Origin of the sequence: Mycobacterium sp. OAS707 (assembly GCF_014873705.1) — a bacterium.
Lineage (GTDB): Bacteria > Actinomycetota > Actinomycetes > Mycobacteriales > Mycobacteriaceae > Mycobacterium.
The window spans coordinates 82,618-107,125 of the sequence record NZ_JADBDS010000005.1 but is presented as its reverse complement, the minus strand read 5'-3'; the positions used below and the strand labels follow the sequence as shown (position 1 = coordinate 107,125).

The following is a 24,508-nucleotide window of genomic DNA, read 5'->3' as shown; positions in this document are numbered from 1 at the left end:
ATTTGGATCAGGGAGTTTGGCCCGGAAAACGGCATGGCGATATGGCCAGATGGCAACATTGGCTGACTGAGTCGACTGGATTAATAGGCGCTAGACGTCGCTGAGTGGTAGGCGCCCGCGCCGCCCTGCGCAGATTGCGCGGGCACCTTGCGGGCACTCCCGGGCGTTATGAAGTGTCGTCGTTCATCGTGTGAACCCCTACTGGTGCTGCTCGTTGGCGCGATTCTGGCGGTATTCGTCGGCTCGTTCGTCGGTGATGTGCGGCAGCGGCGGGAAATCGAGCCAGCCCGGAACGAATGGGCTGGCGAGGTCGCGATCGGTAGGAATCTCGACCAGTACCGGGGCCTGTGCGTCGAAGGCCCGCTTGAAGGTCGGCTCGAGGTCGGCTGCCGAGTCGACCCGGAATGATTCCAGCCCGAACGACTTTCCGAGATCCTTGAAGCTTGGGCTGTACGGAGTGCCGTCGGGGCGGTTGAACTCGGTGCCGATGATACGGTCGGTGGCGTTGCGCTGACCGCCGCGGATCGAGATATAGCCCGAATTGTCCTGCACGACAAACACCACGGGAATGTCGTGCTGGATGGCGACCCCGATCTCCTGTGCTGTCATCAGGAAGTCGCCATCACCGGTGATGCTGGCCACCTGGCGCTCCGGTGCGGCGAGTTTGGCGCCCAGCGCGGCGGGCACCGGCCATCCCATGGACGAGAAGCCGCCTGTCGTCAGGTGTGTGCGCGGCTCGTAGACCGGGAACGTCTGCTTGACGGCACCTTGGGTATTACCCGAACCGACCAGTACGATGCCGCTTCGGTCCATCACGCGGCGCAGGGCGGCCAGGGGTCGCTGCAGCGTGAACGGGAAGCGGTCGGTGTCGCGGCGGGTCGATAATTCGTTCTCCCACTCCGCTTTCCGTTCGGCGACCTCTGCGAGATAGTCAGTACGGGTCGGCTTGGCTGGCAGTGAGTCGACGATCGCGGCGACGGCGGGTTTAGCGTCGGCGAGGATGCCGACCTCGGCCGGGTAGATCTTGCCGATCTCGTGCGGATCGATATCGATGTGAATGAGCTTGGCCGGCGGGAACGAGAACGACTGCCCCTTGGCGTAGCTGGACGACGACCAGTCGGTGAACCGGCAGCCGATCGAGACGACGACATCGGCGTTGGCGGCCAGGTAATTTCCGTGGATCGTGCCGGTCTGGCCGACGCTTCCGACGAACAGATCGTGATCCTCGGGGAACCCGCTTTTGCCATTCCACGTCGTTGCGACGGGGATGTTGAATCCTTCGGCCAGGGCCCGCACTTCGTCGGTGGCGTCGGCACTGATGGCGCCGCCCCCGATGATGATCATCGGTCGCGCCGCACCGGCCAGCACCGCGATCGCACGCTCAATCGCCTCGGGGTCGGGATATTGCAGGCCCACCGGGAGCCGGCGGGCAAGGTCATGAAAGTTGACTTCGGCGGTCTCTGCGTGCAGATCCCATGGCACTTCGATGTGGGCGGGTCCACGTCGGCCGGTCAGCATGGTGCTGAACGCGCGATGCAGGATGAACGGCAGATCTTCGATACTGTTGGCGACCCAGCTGCGTTTAGAAACCGCTTCTGCGACCTGCGGGAAACCGTTGTCCTTTTGCCTTTCCAGCTCTTGGAGCACACCACGACCGCGCATGTGTCGTGGCGGACCGCCGGTGATAACCAGGACGCTGGTGGAGTCGCTGTAGGCAGTGGCCAGGCCGAGGACGGTGTTGGAGGCGCCCGCGCCGATCGACGTCACCGCGCACATCGGCTTCCCTGAAACTCGGTAGTAGCCATCAGCCAAATGGACCGCGCTCTGTTCGTGATACGTCTGGATGAACGGAATCTTGGATTCGTCCTCGTTGAACGCATCCATCAATCCCCAGATGCCGTGCCCCGGAATGCCTGCCACGTAGGGCACGCCGTATTCCTTGAGAGTGCGGGCGATAACCTGTCCGCCGTTGAGCCTGGGCATGAAGAGTCCTCTCTGTCGTGACGGGCTCGGCTGTTACGTCACGCCGACCGGGTCGGGCAGCGACCTTGTCGATAAGTGTGCCTACAGTGATCCATGTCTCGATAGACTCAATGTGCGCAGTGCAGCAGAATTCCCCTGCACATTCTGGCGCCGATCGAACGGGACGGCCATGGCAATGACAGTCGGGGCGGCGCTCGAGCTGGAAGTGTTCAGCCGTGTTCCGCTGAAAGTGTATGCAGGCGAGAGCAACCTAAGCCGGACCATCCGGTGGGTTCATCCCACCGAAATACCGGATATCGCGCAGTTCCTGAGCGGAGGGGAAATGCTGCTCACCGCCGGGCTTGGCATCGGATCGACCGCCGAGGGCCAGCGCCGGTACCTCACCGAGATCGCCGACGCGCAGGCCGCGGTGCTGATCATCGAACTGAGTGGGCGTGCATTCGACGCGATGCCCCAGGCGCTGATCGCAGCGGCCCGCGAACGCGATTTCCCTCTGGTCGGCTTGGACGGGGAGCTACCGTTCGTTGAGGTCTCCGCCCAGGTACATGAGTCGATCGTTGATCAGCGGGTGCTTGATCTCAGCGCCTACGAGCGCCTCAACGCCACGTTCATGAAGTTGCTGCTGTCGGGCCGTGACCACGTCGAGTTCACCGACGCGCTGTCTGCTGAGGTCGGCTATCCCGTGGTGTTGGAGGACGCGTCGCGGCAGGTGGTCGCATACTCGGGAAGCTCACCAGTGGGCGATGAAGCACTCGGACAGTGGGAACATCACTCCCGCATCGACCACGATCCAGGAACCAACGACACCGGCAACGCGACCGAGGCGCACCACTGCACGAGAAAAGCTGTCGTGCTGCGCGGCGAACGATGGGGGTGGCTGCACGTGTTGCACGGCGGCGATTCAGTCGTCGGCACCGCGGGGTACGCGCTGGACCGCGCGGCCGATGCCATCGCCATTGCGTTGCTCGGCGCAAGGGAGAGTGGCGCAAGGTCGGCACAACGACAGAACTCATTGGTCAGCCGGCTGCTCCTTGGCGATATTTCGGGTGAGGACTTCGTCACCCGGGCACTGCGTATCGGCCGTGACCTTCGCAACCGCGTGCTGGTGGCGGTGTTCGTCTGCAAGGAAGGGCCCGCATCGCACACTAGCGACGAGGCAGTCGAGGACCTTTGCCGAGCACTGCATTTCCCTGCAGTGGTCACCGATCTGGGTGAGCACACATTGGCCATCATGGGTCTGCCACGCGCGAACTCGGAGAAGCAACTCGTCGAGCGTCTGCAGGCGCTCGGTGTGCGTGCCGGTCTCAGTCGGCCCGTCAGTGCCAACCAACTTCCGGCGGCGCTCGAGCAGGCCCGCAGCGCAGCGTCGGTGGCCGCCGCCCGCCCCGACAACGCGGTGCACCGGTTCGACGACCTCGGGGTGCTGCGCTTGTTGGCGTCGTTGGCGGGGGGTCCAGAGTTGAGCCGCTATATCGAGGACGAGCTGGGGCCGCTGCTCAAACACGACGCGGACACGGCCACTCCGCTGCTGCCGACGCTGCGCACCTATCTCACGTGCGACGGCAATAAAACGCAGGCAGCCCAGCTGCTGTTCGTGCAGCGTCGAACCCTGTACTACCGACTGGACCGCATCAGCAACCTGCTCGGACGCTCGTTGGACGACCCGGACACGCGCCAGGCATTGATATTCGCGGTCCGTGGGCACGATCTGCTGCAACGCCAGAGCCGGGGCTGAGGACGCGATTGCACCGACTGTGAACGCCCTGGCTTCAGAACTGCACATTGTGCGCCTGCCGCCCGGTACGAGGTCTCTATACCGTGAAATGTGTCACCCGTCTCACGGGCAGCCCACAATCCTCTAGGCCCCGGGGAGTTAGCCACATGTCGACCGCGGTAGCGGCATTGCAGTCACAGATCATCACCGATCCGCCCGACGTTCTTGACACGGACATCGCGATCATCGGATCCGGAATGGGCGGCGGCAGTTTGGCGTACGCCCTGCGTGACTGCGGGCACGAGGTCCTGATCATCGAACAGGGTGACTTCCTGCCGGTCGAGCGGGAGAACTGGTCCTTCGACGCGGTACACACCCGTGGCCGCTACAAGAACTCCGCGGCTTGGTACGACGCCGCAGCCGGCAAGGAGTTCGTCCCCGGCAACTACCACTACGTGGGCGGTTCGACGAAGCTCTACGGCGCCACCCTGCCGCGTTTCCGGGAGAGCGACTTCGGTGCGATCAAGCACGTCGACGGTGTCTCGCGGGCCTGGCCCATCACCTACGCCGATTTGGAATCCTGCTACGGCCAAGCCGAGCAGATGTTCTGGGTGCACAGCAACAAGGGGGAGGACCCCACCGATCCGTGGCGTTCCACCGACTACCCATTCCCCGGTGTGGCGCACGAGGGCGCGATGGCACGGCTGGCTGACAGCGCCAAAGCTCAGGGCCTGCACCCGTTCGCCTCGCCGCTGGCACTCGACCGCCGCCCAGGGGGCGCCTGCGTGCTGTGCTACACCTGCGATTCGTTCGCCTGCATGGTCGATGCAAAAGGTGATGCCGACGTCGGCGCCGTGCGACCGGCGCTGCGGGCCAAGTCCCGCAATGTGCGTCTGCTGACCAACGCGGCGGTAAGGCGCCTGGACACCGACGCGAGCGGGCGTCTCGTTACCTCCGCGCAAATCGACCACCGGGGACGTCGAATTCAGGTGCGCGCCAAGCGTTTCGTGGTTGCCTGCGGAGCGGTCAACACCGCCGCGTTATTGTTGCGGTCGACATCGCCTCACCATCCGCAGGGACTGGCGAATTCTTCCGATCAGGTGGGCCGCAACTATATGGCGCACGTGACCACGTTCTTCTTGGCGATCGACCCGCGCCGCAAAAACGAAGCGGTGTACCAGAAAACCATCGGTATCAACGACTGGTACACCGCTGGCCCGTCGACTCAGTATCCGCTGGGCAACGTCCAAGGCCTGGGCAAATTACGCGGACCTCAAGCCAAGATGGGTCAGCCGCGGGTCCCGATGCCGATTCTTGACGAAGTCACCAAATACACCCTGGATCTGTTCATCCAAACCGAAGATCTGCCAATGCCCGAAAACCGGGTCACGCTGAACTCGCGCGGTCAGATCACGTTGTCGCGGCGCGAAACCAACCTCGCAGCCCACCACGAGCTCATCAACCGGATGAAGAAAGTGGTCAGAAAAGCCGGATTTCCGGTGGTGCTCACCCGAAGCCTTGGTATGGAAGCTACCTCGCATCAGTGCGGAACCACACGGATGGGGGACGACCCGGCCACGAGTGTGGTCGATGCCAACCTGCGCGCCCATGATCTGGACAACCTGTGGATCGCCGACAGTTCGGTCTTCGTTTCCTCTGCCGCGGTCAACCCCGCGCTAACCGTTGCCGCGCTCTCGCTGCGGCTGGGCCAATCTGGCGCACTGACCGCCTGACCCACCGCCTCATCCGACGCCATTCGCCGATGCGGATGAGCCACAACCGATCTCACCCGATGGAGGACTAGTCTCGTGACATCCACAAGTGGCGATCCGACGCTTTCACCGCTGTTCGAGCCCATCACTTTGGGGAGCGTCGAGATTCGCAACCGGGTGGTGATGACCGGCCACGGCACCGGGATGGCCAAGGGTTATCTGCCCACCGACCAGCATGTGGCGTACTACCGGGAGCGGGCGATGGGTGGCGTGGGTTTGATCGGGATGGCCTTCCCCCAGATCCATCCGACTTCGCAGGACGTACCCGGTGAACCGCGCGCGTGGCTACCCGAGATAGTTCCGGGCCTGCGCAAAATCACCGATGCCGTGCACGAGCACGGCGCGCGCATCGTGATGCAGCTGGGACATGGTGGGCGTCAAGGGCATTCAACGTTTACCGAGCGCGCACTATGGGGTCCTTCCAACACCCCGTGCCCGTTCAATCTCGAAATGCCCAAGGAGATGGAGATCGAGGACATCGACGAGATCGTCGAGGCGCATGCGATTGGCGCGCGCCACGCCAAACAAGGCGGCATGGACGGCGTCGAAATCCACTCGGGCTACGGCGGATACCTTTTGGCATCGTTCCTCTCGCCGTTCTCCAACCACCGCGGCGACGAGTACGGCGGCTCACTGGAGAACCGGATGCGCATCGTGATGCGGGTCATCGACGCCGTCCGCGCAGAGGTGGGTCCCGACTTCCTCGTCGGCATCAACCTTCAGGGTCACGACTTCAGCCCCGGGGGCCTCGAAGTCGTCGACGCTCAGCAGATCGCTGCGGCCATTGCCGCCACCGGAAAGATCGATTACATCTGCGTCAAGGCCGCCACCTACAACGAGGCCCATCAGAACGTGCCGGATATGCAGCACCCCAAGCGAATCTGGGAGGACCTGGCGGCAGCGGTGAAAGCTGTGGTGGATGTCCCCGTGGTCGCTGTCGGTCGGATCAATGACCCGTTAGACGCCGCCGACGTTCTCGCGCGTGGTCATGCCGACCTTGTCGCCATGACCCGCCAACAGATCGCCGACCCGGAAACCGTCAACAAGACGAAAGAGGGGCGGCTGCAGGAGATTCGCCGCTGTATCGGATGTAATCAGGGATGCATCGACCGCCTCTTCGATGTCACGCACTCGTCGTGTGTGCACAACCCGGCCGCGGGATACGAACAAGAACTCGGCATTGGCACGTTGGTGCAGGCGACGTTCCGCCGTCGCGTCGTGGTGATCGGCGCCGGACCGGCCGGCATGAAAGCCGCAGAGGTCGCTGCGCGGCAGGGTCACGAGGTGATTCTGATCGAACGTCGCGTCCGTACCGGCGGTCAATTGCGCATCGCGGCCAAGATCGCGGGCCGCGGCGAGATCGCCGGCGTCGTCGACCATCTCGACGTGATGATCCAGAAGTACGGCGTCGATGTGCGGCTGGGGTGGGCACCGACCGCCGACGAGGTGCTGGAGTTGAACCCTGACCACATCATCGTGGCCACGGGGTCCGCGCCGGGGCCGGATATCGTCGGAAACCTCGCTCAGGGCATTGCGTTCACCCCCGGCCTTGATCAACACCATGTGTTGTCAGTGTGGGATGTCCTTGACGAGTACGCCGCGGTGGGCAAGCACGTGGTAATCGTCGACGATGGTGAGGGCGGCTGGAAGGGCATCGGCCTTGCCTTGCAGCTTCAGGGCGAGGGTCACGAGGTCGACTACCTCACCCCGCTGCCGTACGTCGGTGCCAAGCTGGGCCCGTTCAGCGCAAACCTTGCCGTGCCACGAATCCATCAGTCCGGCATGACAACTCATCCATTCACCACATTGACGGCAGTCGACGGTGCCGTCGTCCACATCAGCGAGAAAGGTCGCCCAGGCACCCTTACCGGGGTCGACACCGTGGTCTTGGCCGGATGGCACCGTCCCGTCACCGAACTGTATTTCGCGTTGAAGAACAGGGGTGTGCCGGTCGAGCGCGTCGGTGACGCCGTTGCCAGCCGGACGATGATGGAGGCGGTACACGAAGGCGAACGTGCCGCGCGCCGGATTGCTGCGGCGGCAGCCGTGTGACCGTCACGTTATCCCGCGACAAGTCCGAAAAAGCTGGTCCTGCAGCGCTTCTCGTTGTCGTAGCCGCTGTCATGCAACAGCTGGCGGCCGCGTTGGCCGTCACCGTCTTTCCGGCCTTGGGCGCGCTCGGCATCGTGGCGATCAGGTTTCTTGTGGCCAGCTTCACGCTGTGTCTGGTTGTGCGGCCAAGCGTACGGGGACTGACCGCGCGGCATTGGGCCGCCGTCGTGGCATTGGCGTCTGCATTGACGGCGATGAGTCTTCTGTTCTACAACGCCTCCGGGCGCATACCACTGGGCATTGCGGTAACCATTGAAGTTTGTGGGCCGCTGCTCCTATCGGTTTCAGGAAGCCACCGGCGGGTGATGTGGTTGTGGGCGCTACTGGCATTCATCGGCGTCGCGATGCTGGGCATGGCCGGGGGCGAGGTCGGTCGTTTCGATGCCGTGGGCTATCTGTTCGCCGCAGGCGCTGCTGTCGGCTGGGCCGGCTATATCGTGTCGTCGGCGCGCGCGACGGAGCTGTTCCCAAAGGTCGATGCGTTGGCGCTCGCCACCCTGATCGGCGCCGTCGCCACCACACCGTTTGCAGCTCTTAGCGGCACGTTCGGCGCCGCGCGAAGCTGGCCCGTGCTGGGCACCCTGGTGGCCGTCGCGCTGATGAGCTCGGTGATCCCACACTCACTGGAGCAGCTTTCGCTACGGCGCTTGCCGCCAGCGACTTTCGCTATCCTGGCCAGCCTGTCGCCGATGCTCGCCGCTGTGATCGGATGGCTGGTGCTCGGACAGCAGCTGGGCGCCGTGCACTACGCTGCGATCGCACTGGTCACCATCGCCAGCGTTGGTGCGGTCACTCAACCGTCCTGGCGCCGCGACCGTCCGAGCGCCGATCAAATTGACCCCGGTGCCGGCCTAGGTGTGCATCGCCAAGGCCATCTGTTGCACATGATGGGTCTGCCGTCGTCGCCGCTCGGGGCTGAGACTGGAGATACGTCGGAATCGATTGAAACCGCCGACGTTCGAGAGCCCGCAGGGCAAGCGCAAGGAGATACAGACAGTGTCGAAGACACTCAAGGCGCCGACCGCTGAGGGCGGAACGCCCCACAAGAGCAACCCACAGGTCGTGGAGACGGTCGCGAGGGTACTTGAAGACATTCGTACCAACGGTGATGATGCGGTGCGCAAGTATTCGCATCAGTTCGATCGTTGGGCACCGGCGTCTTTCCGCCTCAGCGAGTCGGAGGCCGCCAAGATCGTCGCCGAGCTACCGGACACGGTGATCGAGGATCTGCGGTTCGTACAGGAGCAGGTGCGTAACTTCGCTCAGGCGCAACGTGATTCGATGCATGACGTCGAGATCGAAACACTTCCTGGCGTGCGGCTGGGCCATAAGCATGTGCCCGTGTCCGCTTCGGGCGCCTACGTGCCGGGCGGACGCTACCCGTTGACGGCGTCCGCACACATGACGGTGGTAACGGCGAAAGTCGCTGGGGTCGAGCGGGTTGCGGCCACCACACCCCCCAATGGCGGCGGCGTCCCTCCGATCAGCGTCGCGGCGATGCACTTGGCCGGCGCCGATGAAATCTATGTGCTCGGGGGGGTGCAGGCGATCGGCGCGCTGGCACTTGGCACCGAGTCGATAGCCCCGGTCAACCTGCTCACCGGGCCGGGCAATGCGTACGTCGCTGAGGCCAAGCGCCAACTGTTCGGCGAGGTGGGCATCGATCTGTTCGCCGGTCCGACCGAGGTGCTCATTGTCGCCGATGAGACGGCAGATCCTTTCGTCGTCGCCGCGGATCTGCTGAGCCAGGCCGAGCACGGACCCGATTCACCATGCGTCTTGATCACCACCTCCGAGCAGGTCGGGCGCGAAACCATGGCGGAGGTGGCACGCCAATTGGAAAACTTGCCCACAGCCGATGTTGCGTCTATGTCGTGGCAGAAGTACGGCGAAGTGCATCTGGTCGACTCCGTGGAGCAGGCCTTCACCCTGGCAGACCGCTACGCGAGCGAACATGTGCAGATTCTGACCGCCGAGCCGCGCCGCGCGCTTACCGAAATGCATGATTACGGTGCCTTGTTCCTGGGCGAGAAGACGTGTGTTCCCTTCGGAGACAAGGCGATTGGAACAAATCACGTTCTGCCCACTCTGGGTGCAGCGCGCTACACCGGTGGGCTGTGGGTTGGCAAGTTCCTCAAGACGGTCACCTATCAGGAGATCGACAACCCCGAATCCAGTGCTGAGCTGGGTCGCATCTGCGGTCGAGCCTCCCGGCTCGAGAATTTCGAGGGGCACGCCCGCTCGGCTGATGTGCGTGCTGCCAAGTACGGCGGAAATGCTCTGCGGTGGTCGGACCACGAGTTTGGCGCCACGCAGGGGGCTACGGTGTCGTAGCCCGGCGGGCGATGCGTTTAGTCGACGGCCCGCCAGCGCCACCCCTGGCCCCATGACCCGCGGGCGCGGCGTTTTCCAGCGACACCGGCGGCGAACAGATGTTGAAGGAGATGTTGATGGTCAACGCACCTCGCCCCAGGGTGCCGACGATGCGCGCCGTCGACCACGTGGCGTTCACTGTGCCCGATCTCGTCGAGGCGGTGGATTTCTTCGTCGAGCATTTCGGTGCCGAACTCATCTTCACTGACGGGCCATTCGAAGATCGGGATGGTGAAGGCATGCGCGAACGCCTGAACGTGGACCCCGCGGCCCGGTGCTCTCTTGCGATGATCCGACTGGGCCAGCACCACAACATAGAGCTGTTCCAATACGTTGCACCCCAACAACAATCGACGCCGCCGCGCAACAGCGACGTCGGCGGCCACCACCTGGCGTTCTACGTCGACGACATCGACGCCGGCTATGACTACATCCGCTCCATCCCCGGTGTCACCGTGCAGCAAGGTCCGAACGGGGTCGACGCAGGGGCGCCCGTGGCCGGACAGCGCTGGTTTTACTTCCAAACACCGTGGGGCATGCAAATGGAGCTGACCACATGTTCAGGCGCGGGCTTCTACGACGGCCTGCCCGGCGCCGCGATGGCGCCACCGACTCAAGAGTGGAGATAGATAACCGTGCCTGAAGCACTTGCCGACGCCGCTGCCGTCGCCGTTGCAGACCGAACCGAGCGTGACTCACTAGGGGAGCTCTCGGTTCCGCACAGTGCATACTTCGGAATTCATACCGCCCGCGCATTGCAGAACTTTCCGATCTCGGGAATTGCGCTATCGACCTATCCAGAATTTATCGATGCGATCGCTGCGGTGAAGCAGGCCGCCGCGATAACCAATTGCGAACTGGGACTTATCGATCGCCAACGCGCCGATGCGATCGCCGCTGCGTGTGCCGAGATCCGCGCCGGTGCACTGCACGACCAGTTCGTCGTCGACGTGATCCAGGGTGGTGCCGGCACGTCTACCAACATGAACGCCAACGAGGTCATCGCTAACCGCGCGCTGGAGAATCTTGGCGCCGTGCGTGGCGATTACGACCGGTTACACCCCCTGGAACACGTCAACCGCAGTCAGAGCACCAACGATGTTTATCCGACGGCGATCAAAGTCGCTCTGCAGGTGTACATCGCCACGCTGCACTCAACACTGATCGACGTCGCTGCGGCGTTCAGGACGAAGGCGGCAGAGTTCAAGAGCGTGCTGAAGATGGGTCGCACCCAACTGCAGGACGCCGTGCCCATGACACTGGGGCAGGAATTCGGTACCTACGCGATCATGGTCACCGAGGATGCCGAGCGACTGCTCGAGGCGTCTCGCCTGGTCGCGGAAATCAACCTCGGCGGCACCGCGATCGGAACAGGACTCAACGCCCATCCGCGTTACGCCGCGCTGGTGTGCGACAGGCTCAACACCATCACCGGCTTCTCGCTGTCGACGGCGCAGGACCTTGTGGAAGCTACCCAGGACGTCGGGGCATTCGTGCAAGTATCGGGTGTGCTCAAACGCACCGCTCTCAAGCTATCGAAGATCTGCAACGATCTGCGCTTGCTGTCATCAGGGCCGCGGTCGGGGTTCAACGAAATCAACCTTCCCCCCGTACAATCCGGCTCCAGTATCATGCCTGGGAAGGTGAATCCCGTTATTCCTGAAGTCGTCAACCAGGTGGCTTTCGAGGTCGCTGGCCACGACGTCACGATCAGCATGGCGGCCGAAGGCGGCCAGCTTCAGCTCAACGCGTTCGAACCGATCATCGCCCACAGTCTGTTTCAATCCCTGACCCATCTGAACACCGCCTGCCGTACATTGATTGATCGGTGCGTCACCGGCATCACGGCGAACGAAGCGCGACTGCATGATTCGGTGACGAACTCAATCGGGGTGATCACCGCGCTGAGCCCTTACATCGGCTACGCGCCGTCGGCGCGGATCGCCAAGATCGCTCTGCAAACCGGCAGACCGATCCCCGAACTGGTGGTCGAAGACGGCTTGCTGACCGCCGACCAGGTCGCTGATCTGCTGGTGCCGGAATCCTTGGTCAGCCCTCGAGAAATGCTTGCACTGGCGGCCGTTGCTGAGCACGGACCAGAAAAGGATGCCATCGCATGACCAAAGTGCTGTATCTCTACGGAGGTTGGCCCGGCCACAGTCCGTACAACATCGCCGAATGGACCCGCGCGCTCGTCGGCGAACTGGACCTTCATCTTGAGGAGTCGCAGGACATCTTCACACTGGACCGGGACTTGAGTGGCTACGACCTCATCATCCTTGGCTGGAACAACGCGCTGACTACCGAGGATCTGTCGGATTCACAGGAGGATCACCTGCTGGCAGCAGTCGAGGCCGGCACGGGTGTCGCGGCCTGGCATGGAGCTGCCGCCGCTTTCAGGTCGAGCCTGCGGTATCACTTGATGTTGGGAGGTGACTTCCTCGCGCATCCGGCGGGAGAGGGCTATCCCTATCCCTACCAAGTGACCATCGTCAACCGCGATCACCCGGTGAGCCAGGGAGTCAATGACTTTAAGGTCGCGTCCGAGCAGTACTACATGAGCACCGACCCCAATAACACCGTCCTGGCCGAAACCACGTTCACCGGTGAACATTTCGCGTGGTTCGACGGACTGCGCAGCCCGGTGGCATGGGCCCGCCAATGGGGCAAAGGCCGGGTCTTCTACCACTCGATCGGGCATGCTCCCGTGGATCTTGCGGGCGAGGACGTCCGCAGGCTGACCAAACAGGGGATCGCCTGGGCGGCCAGGACTGCGTAGCTGATCAGGTCGCGTCGAAATCGTTGCGAGGTGCGGGCGCAACGCGTCGCCGAGGAATCGATGGTCGTCTTCCCCGGCTAACCCAGACTCGGCGCCGATCAGCGATCCCGGCGCTCGCAACGGCACGGCCCCGCCGGCTAGTGAGATGCTCCGGTGGTCGTAGCCGGAATCGGCGAAGTAGTCGGCGGCGGCCGCGCGATGCTGGCACGCGAGCGCCCACGATGAGCGGATGTGAACAGCGACCTCGCGAAACTTCCGGTCCAGCCAGTCGTCATTGGTTGCCGACGACCCAGGCAGGTCGCGTGAAACACCCGCTGCCGACCGAATTTGATCGCGATCGCGAGCGGATAGTGCGATTCGGCGGCACCGAGGACCATGGACTGGCCGAGCGCCCATACATCGGGGTGCGAAAACCGTGAAAGGTCCAGCGACCGCCGTCAGTCAGGGCTTGTTCGTAACTGCGCTGCAGTACACGGCATCCGAGCCGTCGTCCATGCTCCGAACGCTAGGCGACGGGTCGCGGCGGGTAAGGCTCAGATTGTGAAGAAGCCTCGCGGTCGACTTCACAGTCATGTCCTCCTGTGGTGACTGCCGCCCGGTCATGCGCGCGATGTGTGCAATTCTAACGCAATAGCATGCGCATATTGCGTCTGCCTGTCGCCCGAACCATTCGACCAGAATTCAACTGTGGCTGCAGTCACACGGACTCAGCGGGCCGTGCAGGATCCGCGGTGAAGGGAAAGCAGATGTCGATAACAAACGGTGAGCGGAATCGGCTGTCGGGCGACGACGCCCACCTACGCGTGTTGGGTTACGAGGAGAAGTTCGAACGCAAGATCGGCCTGTGGTCGAACTTCGCGCTCGGCTTCCTGTACCTGTCGCCGTTGGTGGGTGTGCTCTCGATGTTCACGCAGGCGCTCACCACCGCGGGGCCACCTTCGATTCTGTGGCTCGTCATCGCCATGTGCGGACAGCTGCTGGTCGCCATGACATTCGGTGAGATCGTGTCGCAGTTCCCCATAGCAGGTGGGCTCTACCAATGGGCGCGCCGGCTGTGGAATGGGCAGTACGCCTGGATCATGTCGTGGATCTACATTGCGGGCGTCATCATCGGATGTACGACGACAGCGATGTTCAGCGCGGACTTCGTTCTGGCACTGTTCCATTCGGACTCCAACATCTCCTCCACTCCGCTCGAGCGGCTCATTGTCGCCACCGTGGTGATCCTGATCTGCCTGGCACTCAACTCAACTGGGTCCAAGACGCTGGCGACGATCGCAAAGGTGGGCTTGGCCGCGGAACTGGCCGGCATCATCGTGGTGGGGCTGTATCTCTTGTTGTTCGCACGCAAGAACAGCTTCTCCGTTCTCTTCGACACCTTCGGCACCGGCGGTGAAGGCGGATACCTTGGCGCATTCGTCACCGCAGCCATCGTCGGACTGGTGCTGTTCTACGGTTTCGAGGCGTGCGGTGAGGTCGCCGAGGAGACGCCGAACCCGGCCCGCTCGATCCCGCGGTCGATGATGTTGACTGTCGTACTCGGTGGCATCGCTGCGCTGTTCGCGTTCGTGGGCTACATCCTGGCTGCACCGAACCTGCAGGAAATCGTCAACGGTGATGTGGCCAACCCGATCACCGCGATCCTGACTGCCACGTTCGGCATTGTCGGCACCAAGATCTTCCTCGTCGTCGCGCTCACGTCGTTCCTGGCCTGCGTGATGGGGCAGCAAGCGGCAGGCAGTCGGCTGATCTTCTCCTTCGCCCGCGACGACATGTTCCCCGGAAGCGCAGTCTTCAAGAAGATCTCGGCCAACAAGGTGCCGTTCAACGCTCTGCTGATCGTCACCGTCGTTCCGTTCGTGCTGTTCGTGCTGCTGTACTTCCTGCCCGACGCGCTGTTCCGCGTGGCGGCTTTCCAGATTCTTGCCGGTTACTTCGCATTCCAGATGGTGGTGCTCGCTTCGCTGCGGGCAAAAACCAAGGGCTGGAAGCCCGGTGGCACCTGGACACTTGGCAAGTGGGGCTGGCCCGTCGGGGTTGGTGCACTCATCTACGGCGTGCTCTCGATGATCGTGCTGGCGCGTCCCAATGGCGACACCAGCCTGGCGTTCTACGACCGCTGGATCGCGCTGATCGGGTTCCTCATCGTCGCCGGCGTCGGCCTGGCGTACATGTTGATCGCCAAGCCATACCGGCATTCAACGGCACCGGAAGGCGACGCGATCGCCATCGCCAACCTGCTGCGTGAGCATCGGGCGCAACATGACATGGCAACCTACGCCGAAGAGGTGCCGCTGGCCGAACCGACTGCGCCGATAGCGCAGGCCAGGCACGGACGCAGGGACGTCGAGCGGGAAACCGCTACAGCCGCTGAGTAACACGTCACCAGCCCATAGCCGCCGGGGATCAACAGATCCCCGGCGGCTATGCTGCGTTGGAGGCGCGGCGGCTAGCGTTGAGGCGCTGGACCCGTCGTCGTCCGCACAATCAATTCGGTGGCTTTAATTGAGCGTCGGCGTGCCTGACCTGCGATCAGATCCAGCAAGATCTTGGCAGCCGTTCGACCCTTGTCCTCCAACGGCTGGCGCACCGTTGTCAGACCCACGAGATCCGCGAGGGGCGCGTCATCGAAGCCTATGACGGATACCGCCCCAGGCACATCAATGCCCTGCGCTGACAAGGCTTGCAATGCAGCCACGCCGTGGACATCGGAGGTCGCGACGATCGCGGTCGGGGCGAATTCGCTGATGAGTAGCTCGGCTGCGGAGCAGCCACTGTTCATGTCAATGCCCGCGGCTTCGACCAGTGCGACGTCAGCGACACTGACGCCGTGGGCCGCCGTCGCCTGCCGATACCCGGCCAGCCGCTCCCGAAGATAGGTCTCCTTCGACGATTCGACGTCAGACCAGTAGCGAAAGCCGGGCGAAGCGGTGGGGCCGAGACGGTCGGTGATCACGCCGATTCGCTTGTGCCCCAACTCCAGAACGTGGGCCATCTGCTGTGCACCGGCCCCGCGATGATCCACAGTGACATAGGGCAGATTGGCCACGCGCGGCGAGTCGATCGCCACGGCGGGGATCATCCGCGCGCGTACCGCGTCGACGACAGGATGGTCGTCGGCCAAGGCGTGCATCACCACGCCGTCGACAAGACCGCGAAGCACGGCGGATTTGATCGGGCCGTCGGCGCCGGGTTGCGGATCGACCGGCAGCAGGGTCAATGCGACGTCGGCGAGTTCACCGACCTCGACGATGCCCTTCATCAACAACATCGTGGAGGGGTCTACGACCGCCTGCGCCAATGAGCCCGCTACGAGTATCCCGACCGCGCCAATCCGGCCCAGCCGCAAGCTGCTTCCGGCGATATTGGGGCCGGTGTAGCCAAGCCCGGCTGCGATGGCGAAGATGCGATCGCGTTGAGCGGCAGACACGCGTGGTGATCCGCTGTAGGCGTAGGACACCGATGCTTGCGACACCCCGGCTGCGGCGGCGACATCCTTCATTGTCACCATGTCGCCTCTCCGTTCATCCGACGGTCGACTCGAGTGGAGAGCCGACGAGGCCAGCCTCACGCAGGTTAGCCCCAAGGCGAGGTCATTTTCCGCAACCGACGGTTACGCGCTCGGCGGGCGTGGCGAGGCGACGACTCAGGACTTCACTATGAAACCGGCGTCGATGACCAGCGTGGTGGCGGTGATATACCGCCCGGATTCCGTGACCAGATACAGGATTGCGTTGCTGACGTCGCTCGGATCGATCCACGGAACCGGCAGGATGTGCGTGCCGGCGAAGGTACCGACTACATCGTCACGGGTGGGCTTGTCGAGGTCAGGACGGAACAGGCTGTACACGAAGTCGTTGTTAATCATGTGGGTGTCCACGCACGTCGGGTTGACGGAGTTCACGCGAATGCTGTACTGCCCCAACTCGCGTGCTAGTGATGTCATCAATCCCGTCACCCCGTGTTTGGAGGCGGCATACGACGAGATGTTCTCCGCGCCCTTGAGCGCTTCCGTTGAACCGATGAACACGATGCTGCCGCCCTGCTGTTGGCTGATCAGCGTGGGGATCGCAGCTTTGACAGTGTGGAAAACTCCGTTGAGGTTGATGTCGATCATTTCACGCCAGTCCTGGGGGGCGATCTCCCACGTCTTGGCTCCCGAGCAGATCCCGGCGTTGGGAATGACGATGTCAACCCGGCCGAACTGCTCGATTCCGCGGTCGAAAACCGCTTTGACCTGATCGTAGTCGCGAGTGTCGGCGACCTCGGCGACGATGTCGGCGCCGGCCTGCTTGACCAGTCGCACCGTCTCCTGCAGATCTTCCTCGGTGGCGCCCTCGTAGGCCGTCGTGGTTGGTTTGGCGCACAGGTCGACGCCGATGATGCTCGCGCCTTCGCGTGCCAGTGTCAGTGCGTGCGAGCGTCCCTGCCCGCGTGCCACGCCGGTGATGAATGCGACCTTGCCGTCAAGTTGTCCCATGGTGTGTTTCCTAATCCAGAGGCGATCTATGGAAATGGCCGTCGCCCAACACGTGTCGGCCGGGCCGGTGTGAGGCTCGGATGTAGATTTCGAACAGTAAGTGAATCGTATCACCTACTGTGCACCAACACTATACAGCGCACCAGAGATGTCATATATTATTCGAATCACGCGGTTCTGATCAGCTGGTCGAGCCAGTCACCGAGGTGACGCTGGAGGCGCCTGCCGGTCTTATCCGCGTCCGCTGCACGTGCCGCGACGGCAAGGTCACGAGCGTCGAATTCGTCAACCAGCCCGCATTCGCCTATCACCTTGGCGCACCTCTGAAGCTCGACGGTTACCCGACTCTGACCGTCGACGTCGCCTGGGGTGGTATGGCTTATGTGCTGGCTTCGGCGGGCCAGCTGGACCTTCAACTGACGCCGGATGAGGCACGCGACCTTCGTGACCTAGGTCGAAACTCAAAATGACAGCGGCCCAACAGATTCCGCTTACCCATCCGTTCAACCACGAGTTTGCAGGCATCACCCAGACGGAGTTCGTCCGGGGCGCTCTCGCGTCGATGGCGTCCTCACGTCACGGAACGCCGTGATCGTCTCGCCGGGCCGGGTAGATCGATCGCCGTGTGGGACCGCAACCTCGGCGCGACTGGCCGTCCTTCACGCTCAGGGCCTGCCTCATCGGAGTCGGCGAGCGCTCGTGCGCCAGCTGCAATGGTGGGCGCAGCGGAGCGGGCGGAGTCCACCTACACCACTACGCGTCCTCACGGACGATCTGCCGCCGATCATCCCGTGAACGCTCACGATTGATCGTGCACAAGTTGGGCCTAGCCGGCTGAGGTGGGGGATGCGCACACTCTTACCTGTACATCCATTTATCAATGATGCGAAGCGATTTCGATCGCAAGAACGTGACGGGACGGGCCGTTCAAGTATCAGCATTCATGCCGGGTGTGTCGAGCACATTCGTGCGGAACGAAAGCCCCTGGCGCAGTGGGATTCCCCATCTCAATCAGGCTGTCACCACCAACTTCGCCGATGAGACCAGCACTCAACGCCGCAGTGCTTCTGTGAACGCTTGCAGGACATCACGAGTCGGCATTGGAGTAGCATCCCACCTGCACGTGGACGCGACTGGTCGAGGTGCGGCTCCGACAACTGCTCGAATTCGGCTTACCACGCGTAACCCTCGCAGCGATTACCTACCGTGTGGTCGACATGTCCGCGATATCCCGACTCTGGAGAACCGTCGTGCCAAAGGCCTCGATCTGCTGTTCCTCCGTGCCATGAATCGGCTGCAGGACCACGGCGTCGGCACCACTCGCGGCCAGCCGGGCGATCGCCGCCTCACACGCCGAGGTATCGCCACTGACGGTCAGCTGGCTGACGACCTCGAGATCGCAGTCAGCTTGCTGCAAGTTGCCCAATTGCGCAGCGAGGTAAGGTTTTTGAAGTGCGTTCTGCACGATGGGCAAAAGCGCTTCAACACCCCGGCCAGCGTCTTCGGTGTCGAGGTTCGACCAGACGAAGACGGTGATGTGAGCGTCGGGGCCCAGTGTCTTGCGAACCTCGGCTACATATTCCGGCGGGGAGCCTTCGGCAAGGATCACTCCGAATCCCAGCTCGCCGGCGAGTTCGATGCCCTTCGGGCCGCGCACTCCGAGGCTAAGCGGGGGAGCCTGAGCTGGTGGATGCGTCAACGAGACCCCATCGAGGCGCACATGTCGCCCCGAGTAGCTGACCAGATCGCCCCTGAGCAAGTCTCGGACAGTCTGTGACACTTCCGCCAGACACACCATCAAGCTGTCGGGATGCTGTCCGACCTGTCGAAGCCAGGCCGGCATTCCGTGTCCAATACCAGCGTGGAAGCGGCCAGCCGAAAGACGCGCGACTGAAGCGAATTCCATCGCCAGGTACATCGGATTTCGCACGGCGGCGGGTGCGATACCCAGACCCACCACGATGTCGGTCGTTACCGCCAGCGCTGCAGCGGCTTGCGCGATACCGCCTGCCAGAGCGAGGTCTTCGCACACCCACAACTCGTCAAAGCCGGCCTGTTCGGCCGATCGAGCCAGTCGAATGACGTGCTCGGCGGGTCGGCCATCGAGCTTGAAGCCGAGCTTGGGAATCATTGCCCTCCTTGTCCGGTGGCGTCACGTCGAGACCGTCAGTTCTTGCCAACCTACGAGCGGGCGACACGTACGGCCAGACACGAACCGTGTCGTCAATGCACCCAGAACTTCACACGTTGTGCCCTCGTCGAGAACTAGACACCATGGGGCGAAGGAAAACACCCAAGCGCTGTTCCCTGCATTACGACACTGTCGTGACACTTATCGACAGCGGGGGAGCAGAAAAAGGCGGACAGGTCAGTCGGCTACAGGTCTTACACTAATCAACAACACCTTCTGTCCAGGCTCAGCGTGTGTTGGGGAGGAATCAGATGAGCAGTCCGTTGCTGATCAATGCGCCCGCGGTGGGCGTCGCGTCGGCGATCGAAAACGCCGGAACGGCCACGATGGCCGGTACCGGCGCCGGTGCGGCCGCCCCGGTGACGGCGATCCTGCCGCCGGGGGCCGAGGACGCCTCGGCTGCGGCGGCGGCGGCCTTCGGTGCGCGCGGCGCCGAGACGATGGCGATGCTGTCGCAGCTGGTGATGGTGCGCGGGCTGTTCGCCGAAACGGTGGGCACCAGTGCGGCGGCCTACGTGGCCACCGACGCCATCAACGAAGCCACCCTGTCGATCTGATCGGCTGAAGGCGGTATGTCGGGATTCGGGGACGCGGCTGCGGTCGATCCTGCAACCAACCACGTGTTGATGCGCTCGGGGGACCTGGGCGCCAGCCTGCTGGATGCCGCCACGGGCCATGAGTCGATCGCCGACATGCTGCTGGCCGAGATGGCCGCGATGGGGATCAACGTCCACTCGACGGCGTCGGTGTCCTGGCAGGGGCCCGGCGGGCAGATGATGACGATGAGCGCCGACGAGTTCATCCTGTTGTGCGAGACGGCCTCGGCGTGGGCCCGGCTGTCGATGGTGCAGGCTTCCGAAGTGGCGATGGCGCACAGCAGCGCGCTGGAGTCGATGATCCCGGCCGAGGTGGTCGTGACCAACCGCACCACCCAGGCAACGCTGGTGGCCACCAACGCTTTTGGCATCCACACCGGCGAGATCGCCGCGCTGGAGGGCGAGTACCACGCGTTCTGGATCCAGAACGCGACCGCGCGCACCGGCTACGGATCGGTGGTGTCGACGGCGCTGGCCGCGCTGGGCACACCGGCGCCGTTCTCCCCGGACGCCGCCAACCCGTTGGGCCCGGCGATGGGCGTGGCACAGGCTGCCGCGACCGACGGCACGCAGGGCGCGTTGCAGGCCAGCGCGAAAACGATGACGCAGGCCGGCGACGCGACGGTCCAGGGCGGGTCGGGTTCTGAAGGCATGATGTCGTCGATGGTCGGCCAGCTCGGCGGCGTGTTCGGCCAGGTCGGCTCCTCATTCGGTCAGATCAGCCAGGTCGGCGGGCAGCTGCCGCAGATGCTGGGGCAGGCACCGCAGCTGCTGTCGGGCATGCTGGGCCCGCTTACCCAATCGATGACCAGCGCCAACGGGGCGCAGGCCGCGGCGGCGCTGGCGCCCGAGGCAGCGGGAGCGATCGGGCCCGGGCTGGGCGGCGTCGGAGCGCTGGGCTCGCTGGGCGGCGGCGGTGGTGGCGCGCTGAGCAACGCCGCGCTGTCGAGCAGCTTCGTGCGTCCGGCGAGCAGCTTTTCCGCACCCACCTCGCCGACGTTGCCCGGCGGCTGGCAGGGCGGCGGCCCGGCAGCAGAGGCCGGGGCGGCCCGCCCGGCCGGACTGGGCGGCGGCGGGCTGTACGGGGCGCCGCCGGCAGCGTTGGGCCGCGACGGTGAGCAGTCGCGCTCCGAGCAACGCCCGGGACGGGCGATGCAGATCACCGGGCGTCCCAGCAGGGGGGAGCAGCAACGGATCTGAATGAAAATTAGCGTCCAGAGCAGCCCCGCGCGGCTCTTAAACTGAAATCCAGCAGCTACCAACCAATTTCGAGGGAGACACCAGATGACGGAGCCCGGCGGCGGAACGATCAAGGTCAATGCCGCGAATGTTCACAACCTTGCCAACACCATGGACGACGTCTCGCAGCGCATGCAGGATGTGCTCAACCGCTACCAGCACGCCAACGAGGAATCCATCGCCAACCAGACGATGGGCGGCAACGCCGCGATGACCAGCGTGGCCACCGGTGCAGAGATCCACGACGCCCAGACCAAGATCCAGCATCGCTTCCAGCAGGTCAATGACACGCTGCGCCAGGCCGGTTCGCACACCACCAACACCGATCACGACAACTCCAGCCTGTACCAGCAGGTCGCCGGTGCCATCAAGTTCCAGTGAATCTGGACCCCACGAGCTTGCGCTAGTCATCCAATCGAACTGAGAGACAAAGGATTTCACTGATGGACAACGAAACGATCATCGCCAATCTGGCGGGCATGGCCGATCTGGCCTCCGGACACATGAGCTTTTCCCAGGAACTGGAATCGCTGGGGCAGGAAGCGATCAACGCCGTCAACGCCTCCCCGGAGTACTTCACCGGCCCCCAGGGCGCGCCGGCCTATCAGCAGGTGATGAGCCTGATCCACCAGGCCGTGCAGGACGGCCAGGAGGTCATCGCCCGCCACGGCAACGCCATCGACACCGCGGCCGGCAACAGCCAGGCCACCGACGGCGCGATCGGCCAGTCCTTCACGTCGATCTGAGAAGTCGGCAACGTTAGCGTCAACCGTTCAAGAGGGGGCCTGACTTCGGCAGGCCCCCTCTTGTGCGTGTGTTGAGTGAAAGGCATTGGGAGGCAACGGTGTTGCAGACATCGGTCGAGGGCATCTGGGTGCTGCAGGCACTGGTCGGCGTGGAGTCGATGCCAGTGGCGTTGCAGCTCAAGCCCTACATCCCCTCAGCACACGGCGACCTGATCGTGGAGACCACCGCCGGGCGTCAACCGATCGCGCGTACCGCGCAGTACCAGAGTCTGGTCGAGGCCGGGGTGATCGACGAGCGCGGCGCGGTCGACCCGATCGTGGCCGACTGGATGACCGTGCTGGGCCGTCCCGAGCGGGAGGTGGTGCTGCGGATCCGCCGCCCCGATGGACCCGCCACCGAAACCGCCGGGCCCACGGTGGCCGAGCGGGTGATGGTGATCTGCCGGCACCGCCGGTTCCTGGCGATGGCCGCCCGCGACGGCGGCGATATGGTCATCGGCGGTGTGGGTGAGGCCGAAGAGACCGACAAACAGATCGCCCACATGTGCCGGATGTTGTTGCCCGCCTTCGGTGAACACCCACCCGCAGACATCGAGGGTTTCAATGTGCCCAAGGACCTGCTGACCTCGGCGGTGCACGCCGCGGCCGGCAAGGGGCCCGAGGCGATGGCCGCGGCGCTGCGTTCGCTGGGGCTGGGCCCGTGGGAGGTGGAGGTGCTGCAGGCGGCCTCCGGTTTGGACACCTCGGCGATGGCCGTCGTGATCGTCATCGACCACGTGCCCGAGATGCGCCCGCACCCGCGGGTGCTGACTGTCGCCGACACCGAGTACGGGCGGATCAGCCTGTCCACCACGACGGCGGCCGACGGCAGGGAGTGGATGGCCGTCTTTCCCGCGACGCCCACCAGCCTGCGTGATGACCTGGCCGACCTGCTGGCCGTGCCGCAGCTGACATGAGCGTCAGGTCAGTGGCGGGCGGGTCCTCGGCGGGGGTGGCGCGGTGGCGCTGAATTTGACGTCGCGCCTGCAGGTCACGGCGCACTATTTCTGGAACCGGCGCAACGCTGCGGCGTTGAGCCATCACGGGGTTCGGCTGGACTACGACCCCGAGCAGCGGCGTATCGCCGCGCTGATCCTGGGCTTCGTGCTGACCCTGGTGGCGATCGCGCTGGCGGCGCTGATGGCCTACATCAAACCGGCCGGCCAGGTCGGCACGTCGGCGATCCTGGCCGACCGCGACACCGGCGCCATCTATGTGCTCGTCGACGGGCGGTTGCACCCCGCGCTGAACCTGACCAGTGCGCGGCTGATTTCGGGGCAGAACGCCAACCCGACGTTCGTCAAGGCCGCCGAACTCGACAAATACCCCAAGGCGCCGTGGGTCGGAATCGTCGGTGCCCCAACACAAATGCCGATCCGCACCGGGCTGGGTTCCCAGTGGGCGGTGTGCGACACCACACCCAGCGCGACGGCAACCGCGTCGGCCGGGCGCGCCCCGATGGTGACCGCGATCGCCGGGCCGCTGACGCTGGGGGCGCGGTCGGCGCCGCTGCAGATGCCCAACGCGATCCTGGCGCGCCACAACGACAAAACGTTCGTGGTGTGGGACGGGCACCGCTCCGACATCGACCTGTCCAACAAGTCGGTTGCGCTGGCGTTGGGCGTGGATTCGGCTGCGCCCCAACCGGTCACGATGTCCAACGCGCTCTATGACGCCATCCCGGCGACCGATCCGCTGGTGGTGCCGGCCATCGCCGACGCCGGAGCGCCCTCACCGTACAACCTGGGACCCGGCGTGGTCGTCGGTTCGGTGCTGAGCGTGCACGACGTCGCCCAAGGCGGCGGCGAATCGCTGTACGTGCTGTTGTCCAATGGGGTGCAACGCATTTCGCCGTTCGTGGCGTCGCTGCTGCGGGCGGCCAACTCGTTCGGCGACGTCGCGCCGGTCGCGGTGTCCCCCGACCGGCTGGCACCGGTCCCGGTGGTCGACACGCTGCCGGTGTCCTACTACCCAGCCACCCGGCTGCACCTGGTCGACACCTCCGTGGCCGTCACCACGTGCATGGCGTGGTCGAAGGGCTCCACCGACAAAGCCGCGGTGGTGGCGGTGCTCTCGGGGCAGGGGTTACCGATCCCGGCCGAGTCGGACAACCGGCTGATCCATCTGGTCAAGGACGGCCGCAACGACCCCGATTCCGATGAGGCCGATCAGGTTTACATCGCGCCGGGGTCGACCAACCTGGTGATGACGACGAACGCCGATCCGTCCTCGGTCAGCCGCGACTCGCTGTGGTGGATCTCCGATGAGGGGGTGCGCTACGGCATCGCGCTGGAGGACGCGACGCTGCGCCCGCTGGGCATCGCGACCGCCTCAGCGCGCCAGGCACCGTGGGCGATGATCCGCACGTTCGCCCCCGGTGCGGCGTTGTCCAAAGCCGATGCGCTGACCCAGCACGACTCGCTGACCCCGGTGGGTGGGGCCGAGGCATTACCCACGAAAACGCAGGCGCCGCAATGAGAATGA

Annotated in this window: 19 protein-coding genes and 2 pseudogenes; 16 read left to right on the top strand and 5 right to left on the bottom strand. The window is 64.1% G+C overall.

What is annotated here, in order from left to right:
* Positions 1-198: 198 nt before the first annotated feature.
* Positions 199-1,983 carry a thiamine pyrophosphate-binding protein gene (locus GGC64_RS29055; RefSeq protein ID WP_192726062.1) on the bottom strand — a complete coding sequence of 595 codons (1,785 nt, stop codon included), beginning with the start codon at positions 1,981-1,983 and terminating at the stop codon, positions 199-201.
* 169 nt (positions 1,984-2,152) lie between these two features.
* Between GGC64_RS29055 and GGC64_RS29050 the strand changes: the two genes are divergently transcribed.
* The 8 genes from GGC64_RS29050 (at position 2,153) to GGC64_RS29015 (ending at position 12,733) form a co-directional block, all read left to right on the top strand.
* Entirely contained in the window at positions 2,153-3,718 is a 1,566-nt protein-coding gene (locus GGC64_RS29050; RefSeq protein WP_192726061.1) for a PucR family transcriptional regulator ligand-binding domain-containing protein, read from the top strand.
* 146 nt (positions 3,719-3,864) lie between these two features.
* Positions 3,865-5,430 (top strand): FAD-dependent oxidoreductase, encoded by a 1,566-nt coding sequence (locus GGC64_RS29045; RefSeq protein WP_192726060.1) that lies wholly within the window; start codon positions 3,865-3,867, stop codon positions 5,428-5,430.
* 75 nt (positions 5,431-5,505) lie between these two features.
* On the top strand, positions 5,506-7,521 hold the full coding sequence (locus tag GGC64_RS29040) for an FAD-dependent oxidoreductase (protein WP_192726059.1): 2,016 nt from the start codon (positions 5,506-5,508) through the stop codon (positions 7,519-7,521).
* Positions 7,522-7,592: 71 nt separating this feature from the next.
* Positions 7,593-8,609 (top strand): DMT family transporter, encoded by a 1,017-nt coding sequence (locus GGC64_RS29035; RefSeq protein WP_192726058.1) that lies wholly within the window; start codon positions 7,593-7,595, stop codon positions 8,607-8,609.
* A complete protein-coding gene (gene hisD / locus GGC64_RS29030; RefSeq protein WP_192726057.1) occupies positions 8,578-9,915 on the top strand; it encodes a histidinol dehydrogenase in 1,338 nt (445 codons plus the stop codon). Before GGC64_RS29035 ends, hisD begins: the two co-directional genes overlap by 32 nt.
* Before the next feature lie 116 nt (positions 9,916-10,031).
* A complete protein-coding gene (locus GGC64_RS29025; protein WP_192726056.1) occupies positions 10,032-10,583 on the top strand; it encodes a VOC family protein in 552 nt (183 codons plus the stop codon).
* A gap of 6 nt (positions 10,584-10,589) precedes the next feature.
* A complete protein-coding gene (locus GGC64_RS29020) occupies positions 10,590-12,074 on the top strand; it encodes an aspartate ammonia-lyase (protein ID WP_192726055.1) in 1,485 nt (494 codons plus the stop codon).
* Positions 12,071-12,733 carry a ThuA domain-containing protein gene (locus tag GGC64_RS29015; protein WP_192726054.1) on the top strand — a complete coding sequence of 221 codons (663 nt, stop codon included), beginning with the start codon at positions 12,071-12,073 and terminating at the stop codon, positions 12,731-12,733. Before GGC64_RS29020 ends, GGC64_RS29015 begins: the two co-directional genes overlap by 4 nt.
* Before the next feature lie 54 nt (positions 12,734-12,787).
* On the opposite strand, the pseudogene GGC64_RS35385 reads toward GGC64_RS29015, so the two are convergent.
* Positions 12,788-13,030, bottom strand: a pseudogene (locus GGC64_RS35385) (heme-binding protein); the annotation flags it as partial.
* Between the two features lie 449 nt (positions 13,031-13,479).
* Here GGC64_RS35385 and GGC64_RS29005 point away from each other — a divergent pair.
* Complete coding sequence (locus tag GGC64_RS29005) at positions 13,480-15,111, top strand: APC family permease (protein WP_192726053.1); 1,632 nt, start codon at positions 13,480-13,482, stop codon at positions 15,109-15,111.
* Between the two features lie 71 nt (positions 15,112-15,182).
* Here GGC64_RS29005 and GGC64_RS29000 read toward each other — a convergent pair whose 3' ends face one another.
* The gene (locus GGC64_RS29000) at positions 15,183-16,244 is read right to left on the bottom strand and encodes a LacI family DNA-binding transcriptional regulator (RefSeq protein ID WP_192726052.1); all 1,062 of its coding nucleotides are present in this window, start codon (positions 16,242-16,244) and stop codon (positions 15,183-15,185) included.
* A 135-nt stretch (positions 16,245-16,379) separates the two neighbouring features.
* On the bottom strand, positions 16,380-17,213 hold the full coding sequence (locus tag GGC64_RS28995; RefSeq protein ID WP_192726051.1) for a mycofactocin-coupled SDR family oxidoreductase: 834 nt from the start codon (positions 17,211-17,213) through the stop codon (positions 16,380-16,382).
* 173 nt (positions 17,214-17,386) lie between these two features.
* On the opposite strand from GGC64_RS28995, the pseudogene GGC64_RS34865 reads away from it, so the two are divergent.
* Positions 17,387-17,888, top strand: a pseudogene (locus tag GGC64_RS34865) (proline racemase family protein); the annotation flags it as partial.
* Positions 17,889-18,414: 526 nt separating this feature from the next.
* Here the strand turns inward: GGC64_RS34865 and GGC64_RS28980 are convergent.
* Positions 18,415-19,344, bottom strand: a complete 930-nt coding sequence (locus GGC64_RS28980) for an LLM class flavin-dependent oxidoreductase (RefSeq protein ID WP_192726048.1) — start codon at positions 19,342-19,344, stop codon at positions 18,415-18,417.
* A gap of 311 nt (positions 19,345-19,655) precedes the next feature.
* On the opposite strand from GGC64_RS28980, the gene GGC64_RS28975 reads away from it, so the two are divergent.
* From GGC64_RS28975 to eccB, 6 genes are all read left to right on the top strand, one after another.
* Positions 19,656-19,961 (top strand): PE domain-containing protein, encoded by a 306-nt coding sequence (locus tag GGC64_RS28975; RefSeq protein WP_192726047.1) that lies wholly within the window; start codon positions 19,656-19,658, stop codon positions 19,959-19,961.
* Between the two features lie 15 nt (positions 19,962-19,976).
* Entirely contained in the window at positions 19,977-21,200 is a 1,224-nt protein-coding gene (locus GGC64_RS28970; protein ID WP_192726046.1) for a PPE family protein, read from the top strand.
* An 84-nt stretch (positions 21,201-21,284) separates the two neighbouring features.
* On the top strand, positions 21,285-21,620 hold the full coding sequence (locus GGC64_RS28965) for a WXG100 family type VII secretion target (protein WP_192726045.1): 336 nt from the start codon (positions 21,285-21,287) through the stop codon (positions 21,618-21,620).
* Between the two features lie 62 nt (positions 21,621-21,682).
* On the top strand, positions 21,683-21,985 hold the full coding sequence (locus GGC64_RS28960; RefSeq protein ID WP_192726044.1) for a WXG100 family type VII secretion target: 303 nt from the start codon (positions 21,683-21,685) through the stop codon (positions 21,983-21,985).
* 98 nt (positions 21,986-22,083) lie between these two features.
* The gene (locus GGC64_RS28955; RefSeq protein ID WP_192726043.1) at positions 22,084-22,941 is read left to right on the top strand and encodes an ESX secretion-associated protein EspG; all 858 of its coding nucleotides are present in this window, start codon (positions 22,084-22,086) and stop codon (positions 22,939-22,941) included.
* Between the two features lie 43 nt (positions 22,942-22,984).
* The gene (gene eccB, locus GGC64_RS28950; protein ID WP_192726042.1) at positions 22,985-24,502 is read left to right on the top strand and encodes a type VII secretion protein EccB; all 1,518 of its coding nucleotides are present in this window, start codon (positions 22,985-22,987) and stop codon (positions 24,500-24,502) included.
* The last annotated feature ends 6 nt before the right edge of the window (positions 24,503-24,508 follow it).

Excerpts from the sequence above, each read along its gene's own strand:
- GGC64_RS29055 (WP_192726062.1), bottom strand. The coding sequence starts at position 1,983 with ATGCCCAGGCTCAACGGCGGACAGGTTATCGCCCGCACTCTCAAGGAA.
- GGC64_RS29050 (WP_192726061.1), top strand. The coding sequence starts at position 2,153 with ATGGCAATGACAGTCGGGGCGGCGCTCGAGCTGGAAGTGTTCAGCCGT.
- GGC64_RS29045 (WP_192726060.1), top strand. The coding sequence starts at position 3,865 with ATGTCGACCGCGGTAGCGGCATTGCAGTCACAGATCATCACCGATCCG.
- GGC64_RS29035 (WP_192726058.1), top strand. The coding sequence starts at position 7,593 with ATGCAACAGCTGGCGGCCGCGTTGGCCGTCACCGTCTTTCCGGCCTTG.
- GGC64_RS29025 (WP_192726056.1), top strand. The coding sequence starts at position 10,032 with ATGGTCAACGCACCTCGCCCCAGGGTGCCGACGATGCGCGCCGTCGAC.
- GGC64_RS29015 (WP_192726054.1), top strand. The coding sequence starts at position 12,071 with ATGACCAAAGTGCTGTATCTCTACGGAGGTTGGCCCGGCCACAGTCCG.
- GGC64_RS29005 (WP_192726053.1), top strand. The coding sequence starts at position 13,480 with ATGTCGATAACAAACGGTGAGCGGAATCGGCTGTCGGGCGACGACGCC.
- GGC64_RS29000 (WP_192726052.1), bottom strand. The coding sequence starts at position 16,244 with ATGGTGACAATGAAGGATGTCGCCGCCGCAGCCGGGGTGTCGCAAGCA.
- GGC64_RS28995 (WP_192726051.1), bottom strand. The coding sequence starts at position 17,213 with ATGGGACAACTTGACGGCAAGGTCGCATTCATCACCGGCGTGGCACGC.
- GGC64_RS28980 (WP_192726048.1), bottom strand. The coding sequence starts at position 19,344 with ATGATTCCCAAGCTCGGCTTCAAGCTCGATGGCCGACCCGCCGAGCAC.
- GGC64_RS28975 (WP_192726047.1), top strand. The coding sequence starts at position 19,656 with ATGAGCAGTCCGTTGCTGATCAATGCGCCCGCGGTGGGCGTCGCGTCG.
- GGC64_RS28970 (WP_192726046.1), top strand. The coding sequence starts at position 19,977 with ATGTCGGGATTCGGGGACGCGGCTGCGGTCGATCCTGCAACCAACCAC.
- GGC64_RS28965 (WP_192726045.1), top strand. The coding sequence starts at position 21,285 with ATGACGGAGCCCGGCGGCGGAACGATCAAGGTCAATGCCGCGAATGTT.
- GGC64_RS28960 (WP_192726044.1), top strand. The coding sequence starts at position 21,683 with ATGGACAACGAAACGATCATCGCCAATCTGGCGGGCATGGCCGATCTG.